At 38.6% G+C, this 16,622-nt stretch carries 14 protein-coding genes; 1 reads left to right on the top strand and 13 read right to left on the bottom strand.

Annotated elements, in window-relative coordinates; all coding sequences use genetic code 11:
• Nucleotides 1-128 precede the first annotated feature (128 nt).
• The 6 genes from ACR65F_RS10105 to ACR65F_RS10080 form a co-directional block, all read right to left on the bottom strand.
• Nucleotides 129-773, bottom strand: coding sequence for a vWA domain-containing protein (locus tag ACR65F_RS10105; RefSeq protein WP_440504334.1), 645 nt, complete (start codon nucleotides 771-773; stop codon nucleotides 129-131).
• Nucleotides 774-850: 77 nt separating this feature from the next.
• Nucleotides 851-1,357, bottom strand: coding sequence for a hypothetical protein (locus ACR65F_RS10100; protein ID WP_440504333.1), 507 nt, complete (start codon nucleotides 1,355-1,357; stop codon nucleotides 851-853).
• 169 nt (nucleotides 1,358-1,526) lie between these two features.
• Nucleotides 1,527-1,811: a YkvA family protein gene (locus tag ACR65F_RS10095; RefSeq protein ID WP_440504332.1), complete on the bottom strand. Its 285-nt coding sequence runs from the start codon at nucleotides 1,809-1,811 to the stop codon at nucleotides 1,527-1,529.
• Nucleotides 1,812-1,944: 133 nt separating this feature from the next.
• Nucleotides 1,945-3,993, bottom strand: a complete 2,049-nt coding sequence (locus ACR65F_RS10090) for a transglycosylase domain-containing protein (protein ID WP_440504331.1) — start codon at nucleotides 3,991-3,993, stop codon at nucleotides 1,945-1,947.
• A 327-nt stretch (nucleotides 3,994-4,320) separates the two neighbouring features.
• Complete coding sequence (locus tag ACR65F_RS10085) at nucleotides 4,321-4,722, bottom strand: DUF4362 domain-containing protein (RefSeq protein ID WP_440504330.1); 402 nt, start codon at nucleotides 4,720-4,722, stop codon at nucleotides 4,321-4,323.
• A 475-nt stretch (nucleotides 4,723-5,197) separates the two neighbouring features.
• Entirely contained in the window at nucleotides 5,198-5,308 is a 111-nt protein-coding gene (locus tag ACR65F_RS10080; RefSeq protein ID WP_440504329.1) for a putative holin-like toxin, read from the bottom strand.
• A 305-nt stretch (nucleotides 5,309-5,613) separates the two neighbouring features.
• Between ACR65F_RS10080 and ACR65F_RS10075 the strand changes: the two genes are divergently transcribed.
• A complete protein-coding gene (locus tag ACR65F_RS10075; protein ID WP_440504328.1) occupies nucleotides 5,614-6,465 on the top strand; it encodes a DegV family protein in 852 nt (283 codons plus the stop codon).
• A 192-nt stretch (nucleotides 6,466-6,657) separates the two neighbouring features.
• On the opposite strand, the gene ACR65F_RS10070 is transcribed toward ACR65F_RS10075, so the two are convergent.
• The 7 genes from ACR65F_RS10070 to sstT form a co-directional block, all read right to left on the bottom strand.
• Nucleotides 6,658-7,422 (bottom strand): aldo/keto reductase family protein, encoded by a 765-nt coding sequence (locus tag ACR65F_RS10070; RefSeq protein ID WP_440504361.1) that lies wholly within the window; start codon nucleotides 7,420-7,422, stop codon nucleotides 6,658-6,660.
• Nucleotides 7,423-7,692: 270 nt separating this feature from the next.
• Nucleotides 7,693-8,811: a P63C domain-containing protein gene (locus ACR65F_RS10065; RefSeq protein WP_440504327.1), complete on the bottom strand. Its 1,119-nt coding sequence runs from the start codon at nucleotides 8,809-8,811 to the stop codon at nucleotides 7,693-7,695.
• Nucleotides 8,812-9,692: 881 nt separating this feature from the next.
• Entirely contained in the window at nucleotides 9,693-11,546 is a 1,854-nt protein-coding gene (locus ACR65F_RS10060) for a hypothetical protein (RefSeq protein WP_440504326.1), read from the bottom strand.
• A 224-nt stretch (nucleotides 11,547-11,770) separates the two neighbouring features.
• Nucleotides 11,771-12,073, bottom strand: a complete 303-nt coding sequence (locus ACR65F_RS10055; protein ID WP_440504325.1) for a hypothetical protein — start codon at nucleotides 12,071-12,073, stop codon at nucleotides 11,771-11,773.
• 175 nt (nucleotides 12,074-12,248) lie between these two features.
• The gene (locus ACR65F_RS10050) at nucleotides 12,249-12,707 is read right to left on the bottom strand and encodes a hypothetical protein (RefSeq protein WP_440504324.1); all 459 of its coding nucleotides are present in this window, start codon (nucleotides 12,705-12,707) and stop codon (nucleotides 12,249-12,251) included.
• A gap of 98 nt (nucleotides 12,708-12,805) precedes the next feature.
• Complete coding sequence (locus tag ACR65F_RS10045; protein ID WP_440504323.1) at nucleotides 12,806-14,731, bottom strand: DNA/RNA helicase domain-containing protein; 1,926 nt, start codon at nucleotides 14,729-14,731, stop codon at nucleotides 12,806-12,808.
• 303 nt (nucleotides 14,732-15,034) lie between these two features.
• Entirely contained in the window at nucleotides 15,035-16,273 is a 1,239-nt protein-coding gene (sstT, locus tag ACR65F_RS10040; RefSeq protein WP_440504322.1) for a serine/threonine transporter SstT, read from the bottom strand.
• Nucleotides 16,274-16,622: the final 349 nt, after the last annotated feature.

The following is a 16,622-nucleotide window of genomic DNA, read 5'->3' as shown; positions in this document are numbered from 1 at the left end:
TTATCTAACGAAGCGCTTCTTTTTAACTCGCTACGAGTTACCGCATAAGCACCAGGCAACTTAAGCACTTTACTGAATCGCTCTGGAGTTGTGTCGGACACTGGCAACCATTATAAATTACTCCTCTTTTATCTTTTAGAACTTCTAGTCGTAAAATCTTCTTCGATTCGTTCTTTCCAACTTTCTTGTATTTCACTATGAAGTCTAAACGAACTGATGGTTTCACTAATCACGTCATAATTCAATTCGGTTCCTTCTCCATCCGCGTGAAAATTCGCAGCACGATTTTGTGAAATACCGAATTGACTCGCTGTTGCAATCGCATCGATATTCGCTCCAAGAAAAATGAATTCCCATCCATGCTCGTTCTTTTGGACATCAATCAGCTTTCGAATTTTATCGTACGTGAACTCACGACTCGCATTTTCCAATCCATCCGTCGTAATCACAAACAGTACATTCTCTGCACGTTCTTCATCAGACGTGTGATTGACTCGAAGAATCGTTTTCCCTATCGCATCCAACAGAGCCGTCATCCCTCGTACATAATACGCATCATTTGTCATCGCTTGGACTGTCTGAAGATCGATTCGGTCATGCAACACTTCATATGCATCGTCAAAAAGAATCGTCGTCACACGTGCGTGACCCTCTTCTTTCTTCTGCTTCTCAAGCATCCCGTTATACCCGCCAATCGTATCCCGTTCAAGCCCACTCATTGAACCACTTCGATCTAGGATAAAAACCAATTCTGTTAGACCTTTACTCATCATAATCTCCTCCTCAACGTTTCTATACATTGAGAATAGCATCTGGATGCAACGACTTGGTCGCCTGCGAAGCGACAAATTCATCCACCCAGTACAGGTTGCTCAAAAGCGATTAGCGCTTCATTGACTTGGAAGATATCATGAATTCCTTCGGTAATGAAAAACTGTATGATGACATCAGACTTACTACTAGGGGATAACGCAAATCCCGCTCGCAATAACAAATCCTGCGTCTCATCCAAATCCAATTGCAACGCGAGCGCGAACGCAACGACAGTCGCCTTGCTCGGTCGATACTCTGGATGGTTGCGAATTTTAGAAAATAACTTCCGATCAATATGGGCTTTCTTATATACCTCGCTATCTACCAATCCTTTTTCATCAATCGTGCGCAGCAGCAGTTCTGAAAAGGTTTCATGCACTTGGTTGAAGACATCTTCTAAGCTGCGTTTGTTTTCTTGTATATATATTTCTGATTGGAGTATGTCGGGCTGCTCTTCTAGAATTGAATACGAAATGATGTCAGAAATGTAGTTGTCGTTTATGTATTGTTGAATTCGTAACTTCATATTGTTGGAGGGTGACATAATCTCTTCCTTTCTCTTTTTGCTTAGTATGTGAAAAGCGCCAACACCCAACAAGTGGAGTTGACGCTTTTCTTTCCTGTGCACAGGAAACCATTATGATTTCGCTTCTCGTTTTTTACTCTTCTTTTCAATTTCTTCATCTACAGATACAACATCATCCATTACACTATCACCAAACCATTCCTATAGCTCCAAGAAGCATCCCAATATCATCGGCATACCCGACTACTGGAATCACATCTGGAATCATATCTAATGGTAAAATAAAATACCCCAATGCTCCATAAACGATTCCTTTCGCTTTTTTCGGAACTGACGGTTTTTGAATCGTATAGTAAAGAATCATGGCGGTGTACGTTACTTTCACTCCGGCTGTTTTGCCAAACTTCACAACTTTGTCCCAAAATTTCTTATCTGAGTAATGCTTAGAATAACCTTTGCTAACCTCTTCCATGCAAGTAGCTCCTTTCATCACACTCCTGTTTAAAAGAGTTCATGTTATATCTGCTCTAACCTTGAATCCTCTTCCTCAAACCTTTCCATACAATCTTCATAGTCAGATTAGTTTCTCACACAGGTGCCATTTTTTAATCGTTAAACCACTTCTGTCCCCACTTTTCGATACTCTCCCAAAACTCTTTTCTCTTCCCGTCCTTTTCCTTTTTCTTCTCTTTCTTTTCTCTTTCTTTCTTCGTCTTTTTCTCCTGCTTCTCCAGCTCTTTTATATCATCTTTAATTAACGACAAATCAAAGGTCTTCGTAGATAATTCACTGGCTGTTTGTGACACAACCTGCGCGAAAATGGGCGGTGCAGTAAAACTGCTGGTAGAGGTTAAATAATGGTCGGCGTCTGTTTGATCATATCCGAGCCAGACCGCACCGGCAATGTCAGGTGTATAGCCGACGAACCAGTGATCTTTGGAACCATCCACCCCTTCAAATGGGAGCTGCGTGGTGCCCGTCTTCCCCGCTACGTCCATACCGGAAATCTGTGCTTTTTTCCCAGTTCCTTCTTCTACAGCGCCTTGCAACATATGAGTCATTTGCTCGGCAACTTCCGCATCCGTCACTTGCACGGACTCTCCCTGCCACTTCCCAAGCACTTTTCCTCCCGAATCTTTAATTTCTGTAATCGCATGAGCTTCCTCCATCACGCCATCATTCGCAAACGCGGAAAACGCTTGCGCCATCCGTAAGGGAGAAGTTCCTTTGTCTAGCCCTCCAAGCGCCAATCCAAGCGTACGGTCGTTTTTTGTCAATGAAATCCCAAAACGTTCCACCGCATCCACGCCCTCTTGGACGCCGATCTGATCCAACAGCCAGACGGGAGGAATATTATACGATTGCGCAAGTGCCTCGTACATGGTCACTTCTCCTCTATATTGCTGGTCAAAGTTTTTCGGAGAGTACCCATCCATATCGAGGGGTTCATCCAAAATCAAATCCGACATACGGTACCCGTTCTCGAGTGCCGGAGTATAGACGGCAAGCGGCTTTAGCGCAGATCCGGGCTGCCGGATGAGATCGGTCGCATTGTTGAAGCGTCCCTGCGTATACTCTCCTCTTCCACCGACTAACGCGAGAATTCCACCAGTTTTAGGATTAATGAAAACAGAGGCACTCTGCAACAGCTGATCAGGCGTGCTCTCCGGGAAATTTCTGTTGTCTGCATACACGTCTTCGAGCGCATTCTGGACGACCGGATTGATTTCAGTTGTAATATGCAATCCGCCTGACAGCACTTGATCCTTTGTCAACTGATACCTATTCACCGCCTCGTCTACTACACGATCGATATAATACGGATAGTTCTCTTCATCATGCGGCACTGTTGAATCGGCGAGTTCCAGCTTCTGTCCAATCGCTTCCTCATATTCTTCCTGACTCACATACTGTTCACGCAGCATCTGCGACAACACCAGATTGCGCCGCTTCACCGACTTTTCCATATTTTTCGTAGGCGATAAATTCGACGGGGCTTTAATGATCCCTGCGAGTGTCGCAGATTCGCTTAACGTCAATTCGCTGACATCTTTACCGAAATAAGTCTGTGCCGCACGTTGGACACCCCATGCCCCGTCGCCGAAATAGATTTGGTTCAAGTACTGTTCTATGATTTCCTCTTTCGAATACTCGCGTTCAATCTTCTTTGCAAGGATCAGCTCCTTGAACTTACGGGAGAAGGTACGCTCTTGCGTCAAAAACACATTTTTCGCAAGCTGTTGCGTAATCGTACTGCCTCCCGACACGATTTTTCCTTTGGACGCATTCTCCAGTAATGCGCGCCCCATCCTCAAATAATTAATACCGTGATGTTTGTAGAACCGTTGATCTTCCACGGAAATGACAGCTTCCACCAGCGTTTCCGGAATCTGGTCGATCGATACACCTTCTATTTTCGAATTCGACACCGTGCTGATCACTTCTCCGTTCGGATCATAAATAACCGTCGATCGCGGTGCGGGTTCTTCGAGTTTACTGACATCGCTGAATGTGATGAAGAGATTCAGTACAAGTAGTACACAAAGGACAGCAAGCACAGCACCGACACACACGAAACGAATGATCTTTTTCTTCAGGCTGCGGTTCTTTTTCATTGTTTTTTTATGTTGTTCTTTATATTCGGATCTTTTCATATCGATTCTCCTGCTTTTTTGACTGCGAAGTTTTAGTCGTAATGGTCAGCATACAATTGACGAAAGGGGCTGTTTGAAAGTTGCGAGATTCAACTTTCACGGGTTTTTGGTACGAGTGGAGTGAGCAATGCCTGTGCACGGAACTTTCATGTTTGTTTAAACATTTATGATTGTTTTTTACACAGGCACTTACAGCTCTCCCCACTTACATCCCTTAGTAGACTTAGAAGGCAGCCCAGCCCCCATTCTTAGATGCCTTTACCTGGATAAAAAAGAAACAACCCACCGGTTACAGTAGGCTGCTTTTCATTATGGAAGTTATCGGGATTAATCACTTGGAATTGAAGTTACAGGAATTCCTTCTTTGTAAACTTCACATCCTCTTAGTTGATAAATCGTATGATCGCTTTTTTCTATTATTTTAATACTCTTACATGTATCCTCTATTACTCCGTGATCTCCGAACTCATCGAATCTTGTATCAACTTTAGAACTCAACTTTTTATCAGAATACTTCAGGTCGTGAATTACTGGATCGCCTTCATCAGTGTAGTTTACCACACGAACTTCACTGTCCTTATTATTAGAAACATCTTCCGTAAATTTTTCAAGTAGATCAAGATTCTTTATGTTTCCATGTGTATTGACTACATCATGTTTAGATGGTGAATATTCACCACAGCCAAAAAGAAATAGTGATAGTAAAACAAGAATAGACACTTTTTTCACCAGATCCACTCCCTATATTTTGTTTTATATTTATATAATCAAAATACCCAGTTAACCGATACGGAGTATACACCTATTAACATATATTACAATAAGGAGCATTACTGTTAGAAGCTTTTTGGAGACTTGAACACAATGAGCCCTCTTGGTATGACGCGGGGTGTCATATCTGCACGAATTGACCCCCAATTTGCATACCAAGAAGGATTCGAGTGAGCGCTGCATGTGCACGAATCTTTATGTTTTTTCAAACATTCGTGATTAGTTCTTATACCTGCATCTCTATTGTATAACCCAATAACGAGCGATAGGTGTTATTTCCGAATATTTGTGCTAAACTAAAGCTATACTGAAAAGGACTGAGTGCGTCAACACTCAGTCAATACAGCTGCCACCCTCATGAAGTGCGGGTGGCCAGTTGAACATAGGTGTTAAAAGTAATCACCCTGCTTACTTGGTCGTTAGCGGTGGGTGGTTACTTTTTTCTGTTGGTGTATAAAGCAATCATCGCTACAATGGTTGTTGCCATTGCTGCGAGGAACAACCCAAATTGGAATAACATGTTCATTGCTTCGTATGTCACCATACTAACACCCCCTTTCTCAAGGGAGTGCCAACCGCCCATCCGCTATATGTCGCTGCGTCTATATCATATCACTGCCCGCAATGCGAAACCATACTCCTAATAACCTCGTCGAGCTAATTGTTTGATGTCAATGTAACAAACTTTGGCGTTTATTCAAGCATTCATGAATGTTTCATACACAGCGGCATTTAACACTCGAGAGAACACTTCATATTTTTCATTAATCAAACCTCCCGCACCCACATATCCTGTATAGTGAAACTACATACACTCATCCACACAACACAAACTGGAGGCGACACATAATGGCAAGAATCATCCTAACAACCGAAAGCGGTGCCGATTTGCCGGAATCTCTAGCGAAGAAGCACAATATTCATGTAGTACCGATGCACGTCATCATGGACGGCAAAGACTATTTGGACGGTCATCTGCCTGTAGCAGATATCTTTGATTTCTATAACCGCACGAAGAAGATTCCTTCCACTGCTGCTACGAATACGCATGAGTACCAGGAGTTTTTCAAAACCATCCGGACGGAGTTTCCTCAAAGCGTCATCATTCATATAGGCTATACATCAAAAGCGTCTGTTTCCTATCAGAATGCGTTGACGGCTGCGGAAGATATAAAGGATATTTATTTACTGGATGCGTTGAACGTCACAGGCGGATTGACTGCAGTTGTTATGTATGCGGCTGCCTTGCTCGAAGAAGAACCTGATATCGATCCTATACGTCTGGTGGAGGTGATTGAAGCTAAGGTTCCGAAGTCACGACTAGCCTTCCTTCCCGGCAGCCTGGACTTTCTGCGGGCTGGTGGACGAGTCAGCAATATGGCGTATCTTGGCGGCGCGTTGCTGAAAATCAAGCCGTGTATTGAATTAGTGGACGGTAAGCTTATGTCGACTAGGAAATACCGCGGTAAGATGGAGAAGGTCACTGTAAGTCTGTTTCATGATTATCTACAGCAATACAACATCGATAGACAGCAGATCTATTTCATTTATTCGATTGGACTCAGTGAGACGATCAAACAACGGATCAATGAAATTGCGATGGAACAAGGATTCGAGAATAGTATGTGGATTGAGGCTGGAGCGATGATCTCGACGCATTCCGGTCCTGGAGGATTTGGTATTGCGGGGCTGGAAGTGTAAATAGCTGCTTCAGTATCATTTTTAAGGGTTGCTTGTGTACCGCACAACTCGAACACTGTTCAGAATTGCTCCGGAGTGTATCATACACAATCAGTTAATACTTATATCTTTGCTCGACACTAACATATATATATGAAAAACCCACAGCTGGCGTTGCCACTGTGGTGTTTTTCATCAAATGTAACGAAACTCTTATAATTTGCTAATTCGTTCACGGTCGTTTGAAGTAAGCTCAAAGTCAAAGATCGCTAAACTTTGTGCTTGGCGCTCTTTATTATGGGACTTAGGAATAACGATCACATTCCGCTCAATGCTGTACCGCAACACAACTTGTGCGTATGTTTTCCCATACTGGTTACCAATCTCTTCTAAAATCTGTTTAGCTTGTTCATCGATACCACCGAGCGGCGACCAGGCAACAGTTTCAATCGTATTCTTTTTGTTATACGCTATTAACGTGTCATTCCAAGTACCAATTTGAGATTTTATTTGATTTACTGCGGGTCGCACAGTGCCATTTTCAAGAAGTATATCTAGGTCAGCTTCTTTAAAGTTCGAAACGCCAATAGCCTTAAACACGCCTCGCTTATAATAGTCTTCTAAAATCCTCCACGCTTCCAGCATTTCATCAGGATTATCCCAAGGTCTGTGGAGAAGAAATAGATCGATTGTATCTGTTTGCAGTTTCTCTAAACTCTTTTCAATTTCAGCATGAGCCCAGTCCGCACCAGCAAAACCTTCGAATGTATTCAGCTTTGTCGTAATAAAGAATTTCTCACGCGGCAGAGAAGAATTCGCAATCCCCTGTCCAAGTACTTCTTCATTGTTATAGACTTGAGCAGAGTCAAAATGACGGTAACCATTTTCAATAGCCCAGTCAACTTCTTGCGTGTCTCCTCTTAAAGCACCTACATACTCGTTTCCTTCTTTCCCGTACGTATTGGTGCCACTTCCAATGATTGGTATAGCTATGCCATTATTTAATGTGATATTCTTCAGGATATCCCCTCCCTATACTGTATTTCTAACTTTACGTGTCCAAAAACAGAGAAGAAATCTATTTGTTCTGACAATCGAGAGGGTTGATTTAAAATTAAGTAAGGTAGTGGAGTTCGTATTTAATTAAGAACCGCTTAGTATAAAGTGCCTGTGCCTGAAACTTTCATGTTTGTTTAAACGTTCACGATTGTTTCATACACAGACACCTAAACAATACTAACCTGGATATTATTTCTCTTCTTGATTGTCTAAATCCTCAAGTGTTATTTGATATCTATCTTGCATTTGTCTAATCTTCTTAATTTTGTCACGATACACTTCTTGGAAATTCACTTTAAAATCATCCATGTCTTTAGATAACTTCATCACTGGTATTAGGCTCTCAAGATGCTCTCTGAGATATCTAATTCCATGATCTTTAGATAAAAAGCGATGAATATGGAATTTCCTCTTACTTCGATCTTTTTCTTCATCATATATTAATGGATTTTGTTTATCAATTTCATCCCAAACATTTGGAGGAAGTAAGTCATAAACATATTTCCTCGTGAATTTCGCGAAATATAGCGGTCTCTTAGATGTAGTTGGATCATATGGAACGCCATACAGTTTGAATAATTGTTCAAAGTATTCACTTCTAAACTCTTTTGAATACGGTCTTAATTCTTCTGCGATAAATTGTTCTAATAACAATTGAAGCTCGTCTTTTCCGCGCACGTCTTGGTAATTTGTCGCTTCATCAATTAAAGCTGTAATACCTACTTTAGCTAATGATCGTAATAAAACTTTCGCTTTTTCAAGAACATGTTCTTGATTTTTTGTAATTAGACCTTGTTTTTCAGCTTCCATGTATAAATCACATATTATAGGTATTGTATTTGCATCATACCACTTGCCAGTAGACCCATTAAATTGTGCAACTTCAAAAGGCATTACTTGTTCAATATTCCGTGGATACATCGTTGTTAATAAATTAGCTAAGGATTTCGAACCAATAATGGGTGGAAATCCCTCCACTCGGGTTTCGCCTTTACGCGTTCTATCTAGAGCTGTAAATAAACTTGTGTCTTTAATTATTCTTCTACCATCACTTAATACCGCTCCAGTTAGTACGGTTTCCCCTATATAAAATTTCGATTCATTAACAATAGCTCTAGGCAGTTCTATAAAGTTCCCTATGTTTAGTCCCTCTGTATTTTTTTCTACCAACTCTTTTTGATGATAATTAAAATACCTCATACCGTTATCATGAATAGCTACATATAATTTTTCATCACCAACGAAGTAATAACCAACTTTTAATGCATGGGGCATTTTAAGACATTTTTCAACATATCCTATATTCATTTCCTCACCTCAATGAAAATATATCATGACTCACACTATAGGTCCAGTTAATTTTGCAAAACTTAAAAATACGGACCTTGTGAATTTGAATAAGAAATAAACACAAATTTTCGAACCTAATTGGGAATTGATTTCGACTTGCCTGCGTACAACACTGACGTGAATAATTAAACTATCATGATTGAACTAATATGATAGTTTCTTGATTACGACCACTCGATTTAACCACTCGTGACAACTTTTTTACCATGGTACGTCAAAGAATTTACCACAAAATGACAATGTATGTACCAACCTTGCTGGAACCCTAGTCACACTAGGGAATAAAATGATTTTCAACAGTTCGGATCGTAGATGGTAAACATTTGTACCAACTTGACACGGAGCCTCCACGGGCATGAGTTCCAAGCCATGAGGCCAGCAACAAGTAGCTGGCTTGCCCCGCGCAGGCTATTATACCCGCCTCTCCATGTAAAGTTGTGAGTATTAGAATCATTATCTTTTACCTAGTGGTAAACGGTTGATGTTACTTGGTACATATGTTGTCCCACATTAGTAAATTACTTGACCCGTGTCACAGGTGGTACATTTCACTGGTTGTAATCATTTCTCACACAGGCACGTTTTCAAGTCAGACCGTCCACCAAGATTTAATGCACTATAATCCAACCCATAATCAAACGGCACACGCTCACATTATTTGTTAATAAGTGCACTGGCAGTACCAATCTTCGGTAAAAACAGTAAAAGCCTCTGCAAACCGGTTATGGTGCCAGAGGTTTTTGGTTTTTTTGAAGTACCTATGATTGGTCGCTGTGTACTGCAAAACTCGAGCACTAATCAGAGTAGTTTTGGACTTTTCCTTGCACAGTCATTTGTTTTTAAGAGTTAATTCTGATATACATTTTTGCTCCATACCCTTTAACTCCTTTAATTTGATACCCTTTAGAAAAACTAGATAAAGTTTGGACGAAGTTCTTTCTTAGATCTTTCTTTGCTTCAGTCGTTGCCTTTTTCTTATGTTTAGATTCATTAAACTCTACTATTAATTCATTTTTACTTACTTTTAAAATCAAAGAATCTATATCAGTTGTTACTCTTTGACTTAATGGTTTTGTGGCATCAAAAATTGTAGCTCTTTCTATTAAATATAATTTGAAACCATCATATTTTCTTTTAAGACCATATTTTAAATGATTTAATTCATGTATACGGTCTAAGTCATTATTTGTTTCTAGTGCTTTTTCTAGCGTATCATAGACATTAGCAAATTTTTCATCTTCGAAAACAACGTCAAAGTGATGGTAATTCAGATTATTTTTGTTAGCCACAATTTTAAAATTTGGTTTGAAAAACATTTTTACAATATCCCAAAAAACATCCTCAAATATCCCTATAACATCCCTCATATAAGAACCATAAAACTTTTCTGCTACAGGTTCCATAACCATACCTTTTAATTTATTCTTATCCTCTAAAGAAATTGTATTATTATTTTCTAGTTTTTCTAATAGTTTTATCCTATCCCTATTATTATTTATAAGCATATCACCTAAAACATCTTCAATAACTTTAAAAATTATATATACATTGCCAACTAATTCATTTCGTGTAATGTTGTTTGGAACGCAAAAGTCTATGTAGGTTTCTTCTAAATATTTATTATCATCAATGTTAATTAAAATTTCTTTTTCTCTAAAGATATATTTTAGGTCTTTCAAATATTTATATTGATTATCAAAATTATTCATATTCCTTTTTAACTTTATTCGTGTCAAAACTTTATAATTGTCTTTTACTTCTTTCACCAGACCTTCTGTAAAAATTTCTTGCAACATTATTTTATCTATACAGTCTGACATTCCTAGGTTATACCTTGCACTTTTAACATATGATTGTTGTATACATAAAACTTCCCTATTTAGATACAAATCTTTATTTAAAGCTCCTAATATTGAATTTAAAAATTCAATGCTTTCCGTATTATTTCTTCTTAAATTCAAAGTAATACTAACTAGATTCAATGAGAAAGGGGTATGAGAATAATGGCTATCAATGGATATTATCGCCAACTTTCTAATTGTGGAAAATATTTTTCTAAGTTCCAATAATCTTAAAAAGTTTACTTTGAAATCAATTTCATTTTCTTCCAATAACAATAACTTATAGAGTTCAATTAGTGTTCTCTTTAAATTCGTTGAAGAAATTTCTTTATAAACTCTTGCAATCCCCATAACATAATGTAGTTTAGAATACTCCATATCTACTATTATCTTTCTTGCGTATCTTTTGAGAGAGTTATCTTTTATTTGATCAATTATTTTCTTTCTACTATCTTTGTTTTCGTCAAGATGATAAAGAAGTGCTTTCTCATCTGCCAAAGTGTTTTTGGCATGACCAAAATTAGATAACATAAACCATGCTTTTAATATTCCATTTCCAGATTCTGATTCTCCTTTCAACTTTAAATTCCCGACATTATATATTGATTCACTACTATGAAATTTATCAAAAATATCAACCAGCATACATTGAAGCATTAAATAATCATATCTAGAATGGATGACACTATCAAAAACTCTTGATATCAAACCCAGATGCTTCATGTTTTTTTGTCGGTCAAATTCATTTGTTACATTATAAAGTTCACAAGCTTCATAGCTTTTACCAAAAAAACTAATGTCTAAAAGACCAAATGTCGGAATATTAGCTTGCACGATATGTGTTTTACTCATAAACAATATTCTCCTATCAATTATATTTCACTATACGATGTGTATGAAAATATTCCATTTTTAAGTATTCATTATTTTTTCACCAAACATCTATTCACTATTATATGATTCTAAGTGTTTTCATTTACTTAGTTAATCGGTACCTAGACCCCATACAATTCAGGTACTATTCAGAACCATATGAGATCCACGTACGTTATTTCCATCAACATAGAAAGAAATATTTAGTTAATTTTCTTTGTATTGGCAACTAGTCTCTTTGCCTTTTCTCGGATATTTTCTTTTACTCTATTCGACTCGACAATGTTTTCCAGTGCTCTAATTTCCATATTCTTCTCGAATATTTTTCTAGCATTAGAAATTCTTGTCTTTTGTGCATTTAAGGAAATAGCTTTTGGATTTTCACTTAGCAGTTTCTTAGCCAATTCTCCATTATCAACACTTAAATCACTAAACTCCTCAAAGTATTCAACAAAGATTTCTTTTCCTATAGATCTTAATTTCTTTTCTAAGAGATCTTGATTCATTATCCACGCCACCTTAATGTCTTTTTAGTGAAGCATTTACGGAATTAGTTAATCGGTACCTGGACTGCATACAATTCAGACACTATTCCAAATTGTATTTGCTCCAAGCAACTTATTTTATACTCTACATTATTCTGGTAGAAAATTCTTTTTGTGAAAAATGTTTTGTAGAATTTTAAGATTTTTTACTATCTAATAAGATTTTAGTTGCAACTCCTCCAGCGCCTAAGGCAACTACAGCTACAACAGTGACGAGACCAGTAGCTAAGTTTCTGTCACTTGCTTCTCTTTCATTATTGTAAAGACGTTGATTTTCTTTTTCTTCTCTCATTCTATTTAGTATGTCTTCTCGTTGTTTGTAAAGATTGGATTTCCCAAGAGTTTCGTCAGCTTTATCGATTTCTTTGTTTATATAATTTAATGTTTCCAAGAGACCTTTATTATATTCTGAGGTTGAATACTGATCTGCTAAAGTAACCTCTTTGCCACTCCTTCCAAAATTCAATGCCTCTTTTGCGAAATCAACAAGTACCTTTGCAGCTTCAATATTTTCTTTTAGTGTGTTATTTTCAGGACTTATGTTTCCGACTTTCTTTTTAATGATAATACTCTCCTTGCATTGCATAAGTTTCATTGCTAAGTGCCTGTGCAAGAAACTTTCATTTTTATTTAAACATTTACGATAATTCTGCGCACAGTCACATAGTCACGAACGGTATCTACTAGAAAAATTCAATACTCCCTTTTCTCATCCACCAAATACAAATCCTTCTCCCTCTTCCTCTGATACATCGTCACCATCTCCAACCGTTCTTTCAAATACCCCTGCAGCTCAGGATTCGTGCAGTATACAAAGCACCCCTTCTGCCCCCTTGTCATCAACGTCCGGTAGGTATTCCGAATAATTGGATCCGCCAGTGCGTGAGCCTTCTCCGGATCTTCTTTCGCAAGCTTTTTAATTCCCTTTAGTGATTGATCGGTTTTCGCTCTTCTGGTGAAGTCAGTTACTAACAGTCCATTTTCCATTCTTAAATCATCACCTATAATAACGCCTACATAATCGAATTCGAGTCCTTGTGCTGTATGGATGCAGCCTGCTTCACGAACGGAGGTATTTTCGATTGCCCATGTGTTTTCTATGTTCCAACTGATACCAAAATCATGTTCTGGTAAAGTGATGTCAAAGTGGTCGACGTCGAGTCTATTTGGCTTCGGCCACTCCCAACAGTAGCCCGCCATCATACGAGATTTGTTATTGTGTTTATTTAGCTTCTCAATTTCATCCAACATGGCGTTTGGTTCGTCAAAAATTCGGAAGTCGTAGTCCATCCCCATGTCGTTCGTATTGGCAGTATCTCTAATTTCTAACACATCATCGAGCCATGAAATGTAGCCATCTGATCCGTCACATCTGAACTGAGAAACGAGTTTTCTAGTAATAACTTCTGCACCAAATTCTGCAGCATATTTTTCGATTGTCTCCGTGCTGCCAATATCACTCAATGTTACTTTTTGGTGTTCATCGATGAAAAAGATAGTGAAATGGGAGCCTTTGATCAATTCCTTGACTTGATTTTCCCCTTTGTTTTTGAACATCCCCGATTTCTCGTTCAATCGATGAGCTTCATCTACAATTAAGATATCGAATTCGTTGAGTTCAGCTTCTGTAAAGCTGCCAGAGCCTTTGAATAGGTTATCGATATGGGACTTCTTGAAATCCTTTTTCAACTTAGTTGAATAGATATTTCGAGGAGCTGCATTTTTAGTGACATACATCGCCACTAATTCCTGATCAATCAATTTGACGAGAAGATTGATGGCCAGCACGGATTTCCCAGTTCCTGGACCTCCTTCTACAATCATTACCTGTTTCGTGTTTGTACGAACACTATTGAGTGCTAAGTGGAATGCCTCTTCATAGAAAACTTTTTGTTCATCAATCATGATGAATTCTTCGTTCCCTTTCAGCATGTTGTTCAGTGTGTCCTGCAGTGATTTCGAAGGACGGATTCTGCCGTTTTCAATTTGATAGATTATACGGTCTTGATCACCTAAACGAATGTACTTTTTAATAAATTCTCGAAGCTTTTGAATTTCCCCTTTTGCAAAAACAGGCGCTTTTTCAAGGTGAGGAGCATAGTGTACATCTGTTAACGGATCGTTTTCTGTTTTTCTGTAATTATGTAAATAAGCGCAAGGCTTCAATTGAATTTCCTGTTGCTGGACGTTTTCGTTAAAGTCCTCAATTAATGCAGCATACGACCATGCCTGATAAGAAGGATGAACGAGTTCACGCATTCCTTTTCCTATGTAGGTACGGACTACCCCATCGCGCGTTTGAATCTTCTCGACTTCATCCCATTGTTTCAACTCAACTATTACAACATGATCCTGAGCGCCGTCATTTCCTGCAATCAGGAAATCCACTCGTTTCGATGTATTGGGAATGTTAAACTCAATTGCAACCGCTGCGTCTTTTGGTATCTCATCATCCTGCATAACGTTAGACATCTTTTGGAGAGAGTTTTCCCAAGATCGAATTTCCGCTTTACTTGTCCGGCCGATTTTCTGTTGATAGGAGCTGTAAAGACGATCCACAAGGAGCTCATTGACGACATCTCCTACGAATTGTTCTTTCGTCGATTCATAAATGATCATATAAACACCAACTTACTGAAGTATTCTAGCTCTATCCACATCTTACCAGTAATCCATAATTGTCACAATACTTGATAAATCGACAAAACTATGTAGCGCATGACTTCCGTTTATGTCATCAAAAAGATCCAGGTCTGTTGGAAATTCAACAGACCTGGATTTTCATATTTAGCCTAACTCTTTATACAGCGAACAAATGTGATGAAAGCTATTATGTTTATTTTACTCACCAACATTTATACTAAAAAACTACAATCACCAGATCATCTCCGGTAATTGTAGTCTCTTTTATTCCTATATCCCTTACGACTTCAAAGTAGCAGCGTTACCTACTTTACTTTCTTTATACTCTTTAGCATACTCAGCTGTTGCCGTGAACAAGACGTCAGTTGATGAGTTCAATGCAGTTTCACAAGAGTCTTGAACAACCCCGATGATAAAGCCTACACCCACGACTTGCATTGCAATCTCATTCGGTACTCCGAACAGACTGCATGCCAGAGGGATTAATAGAAGGGATCCGCCCGCCACTCCTGAAGCACCCGCTGCAGAAACAGCTGCAATGACAGATAGCAAGAGCGCTGTCATGAAGTCCACTTGAATATCAAGTGTGTTGACTGCTGCAAGTGTAAGTACAGCGATTGTAACGGCTGCACCCGCCATATTAATCGTAGCCCCTAAAGGAATGGATACGGCGTACGTATCTTCATCCAAGCCAAGCTCTTCACACAATTTCATATTTACAGGGATGTTTGCAGCTGAACTGCGTGTAAAGAATGCTGTGAGACCGCTTTCTTTTAACACTCTGAACACTAATGGATATGGATTTCTGCGTATATAGACATAGACGATCAATGGATTCACAACAAGTGCAATGAACAACATACAACCCACTAAGATTAAAACGAGTTTTCCGTATACGAGTAAAGCAGAAAGACCAGTTGTTACAATTGCATCAAACACAAGACCCATAATACCAATCGGTGCTAGATTGATGACCCATTGTACAACTTTAGTAATGGCATCCGAAAAGCTGCCCAACATATCTTTCGTGTTTTGATTCGCACTTTTTAGTGCAAGACCCAGAATAACTGCCCACATTAAAATACCTAGATAGTTCGCATTCAGTAAAGCATCTACTGGATTGGATACCATATTAAAGAGTAACGTTTGAAGGACCTCGACAATACCTTCAGGTGGAGTAAGTCCTTCCGCTCCTTTAGTCAACGTTAGTGTAACTGGGAATATAAAACTTACTGCGACAGCGACAACCCCTGCTAGAAGTGTACCAATCGCATATAGAGCTAGAACCGTCTTCATATTTGTTTTCGTACCGCGTTTATGCGCAGCAAGTGCGTACATGACTAAAAATAATACTAGAACTGGCGCTACTGCTTTTAATGCACCGACGAATAATGAACCAAAAATAGTGATCCCACTTGCTGCAGGCACTGTTAAGGCTAAAATAATACCAAGAATAATACCAATACCAATTCTTTTTACTAGACTAATTTGATTCCATTTAGCAAATAGATTCTTCATAGCTATCCCCCTTAAACTTTTTTCAAACCCCTCCGATAAAAACGTACAATCGTCCCTCTCTATTGAGTAAACATATGCAAATCTTTCATCAAAGTTGACTGAGGATTAATTTTAACACAAGTTTTTTATAATTGAGTAATAGTTTTTTAATATCAGAATATTTATGAGTTTTTTTGTAGTATCCTATCTATCATTTATGCGTGTAGAGATAGTTATATACTAAAAAAGCTGAAATTACTATTTGTTCTTTAGTAATTTCAGCTTATAGGCTTATAAATCAAAGTGCTGAACCATGCATTTCAGAAAAAATTCCGAACCTTTCCTGAGTTGTGTCGTGCGTAGGTACAAT

This window comes from Sporosarcina sp. SAFN-010 (assembly GCF_059415065.1).
The sequence above is the reverse complement of the archived record's forward strand: the minus strand, read 5'-3'. Positions and strand labels throughout refer to the sequence as shown.

Excerpts from the sequence above, each read along its gene's own strand:
- ACR65F_RS10105 (WP_440504334.1), bottom strand. The coding sequence starts at position 773 with ATGATGAGTAAAGGTCTAACAGAATTGGTTTTTATCCTAGATCGAAGT.
- ACR65F_RS10100 (WP_440504333.1), bottom strand. The coding sequence starts at position 1,357 with ATGTCACCCTCCAACAATATGAAGTTACGAATTCAACAATACATAAAC.
- ACR65F_RS10095 (WP_440504332.1), bottom strand. The coding sequence starts at position 1,811 with ATGGAAGAGGTTAGCAAAGGTTATTCTAAGCATTACTCAGATAAGAAA.
- ACR65F_RS10090 (WP_440504331.1), bottom strand. The coding sequence starts at position 3,993 with ATGAAAAGATCCGAATATAAAGAACAACATAAAAAAACAATGAAAAAG.
- ACR65F_RS10080 (WP_440504329.1), bottom strand. The coding sequence starts at position 5,308 with ATGGTGACATACGAAGCAATGAACATGTTATTCCAATTTGGGTTGTTC.
- ACR65F_RS10075 (WP_440504328.1), top strand. The coding sequence starts at position 5,614 with ATGGCAAGAATCATCCTAACAACCGAAAGCGGTGCCGATTTGCCGGAA.
- ACR65F_RS10065 (WP_440504327.1), bottom strand. The coding sequence starts at position 8,811 with ATGAATATAGGATATGTTGAAAAATGTCTTAAAATGCCCCATGCATTA.
- ACR65F_RS10060 (WP_440504326.1), bottom strand. The coding sequence starts at position 11,546 with ATGAGTAAAACACATATCGTGCAAGCTAATATTCCGACATTTGGTCTT.
- ACR65F_RS10055 (WP_440504325.1), bottom strand. The coding sequence starts at position 12,073 with ATGAATCAAGATCTCTTAGAAAAGAAATTAAGATCTATAGGAAAAGAA.
- ACR65F_RS10050 (WP_440504324.1), bottom strand. The coding sequence starts at position 12,707 with ATGAAACTTATGCAATGCAAGGAGAGTATTATCATTAAAAAGAAAGTC.
- ACR65F_RS10045 (WP_440504323.1), bottom strand. The coding sequence starts at position 14,731 with ATGATCATTTATGAATCGACGAAAGAACAATTCGTAGGAGATGTCGTC.
- sstT (WP_440504322.1), bottom strand. The coding sequence starts at position 16,273 with ATGAAGAATCTATTTGCTAAATGGAATCAAATTAGTCTAGTAAAAAGA.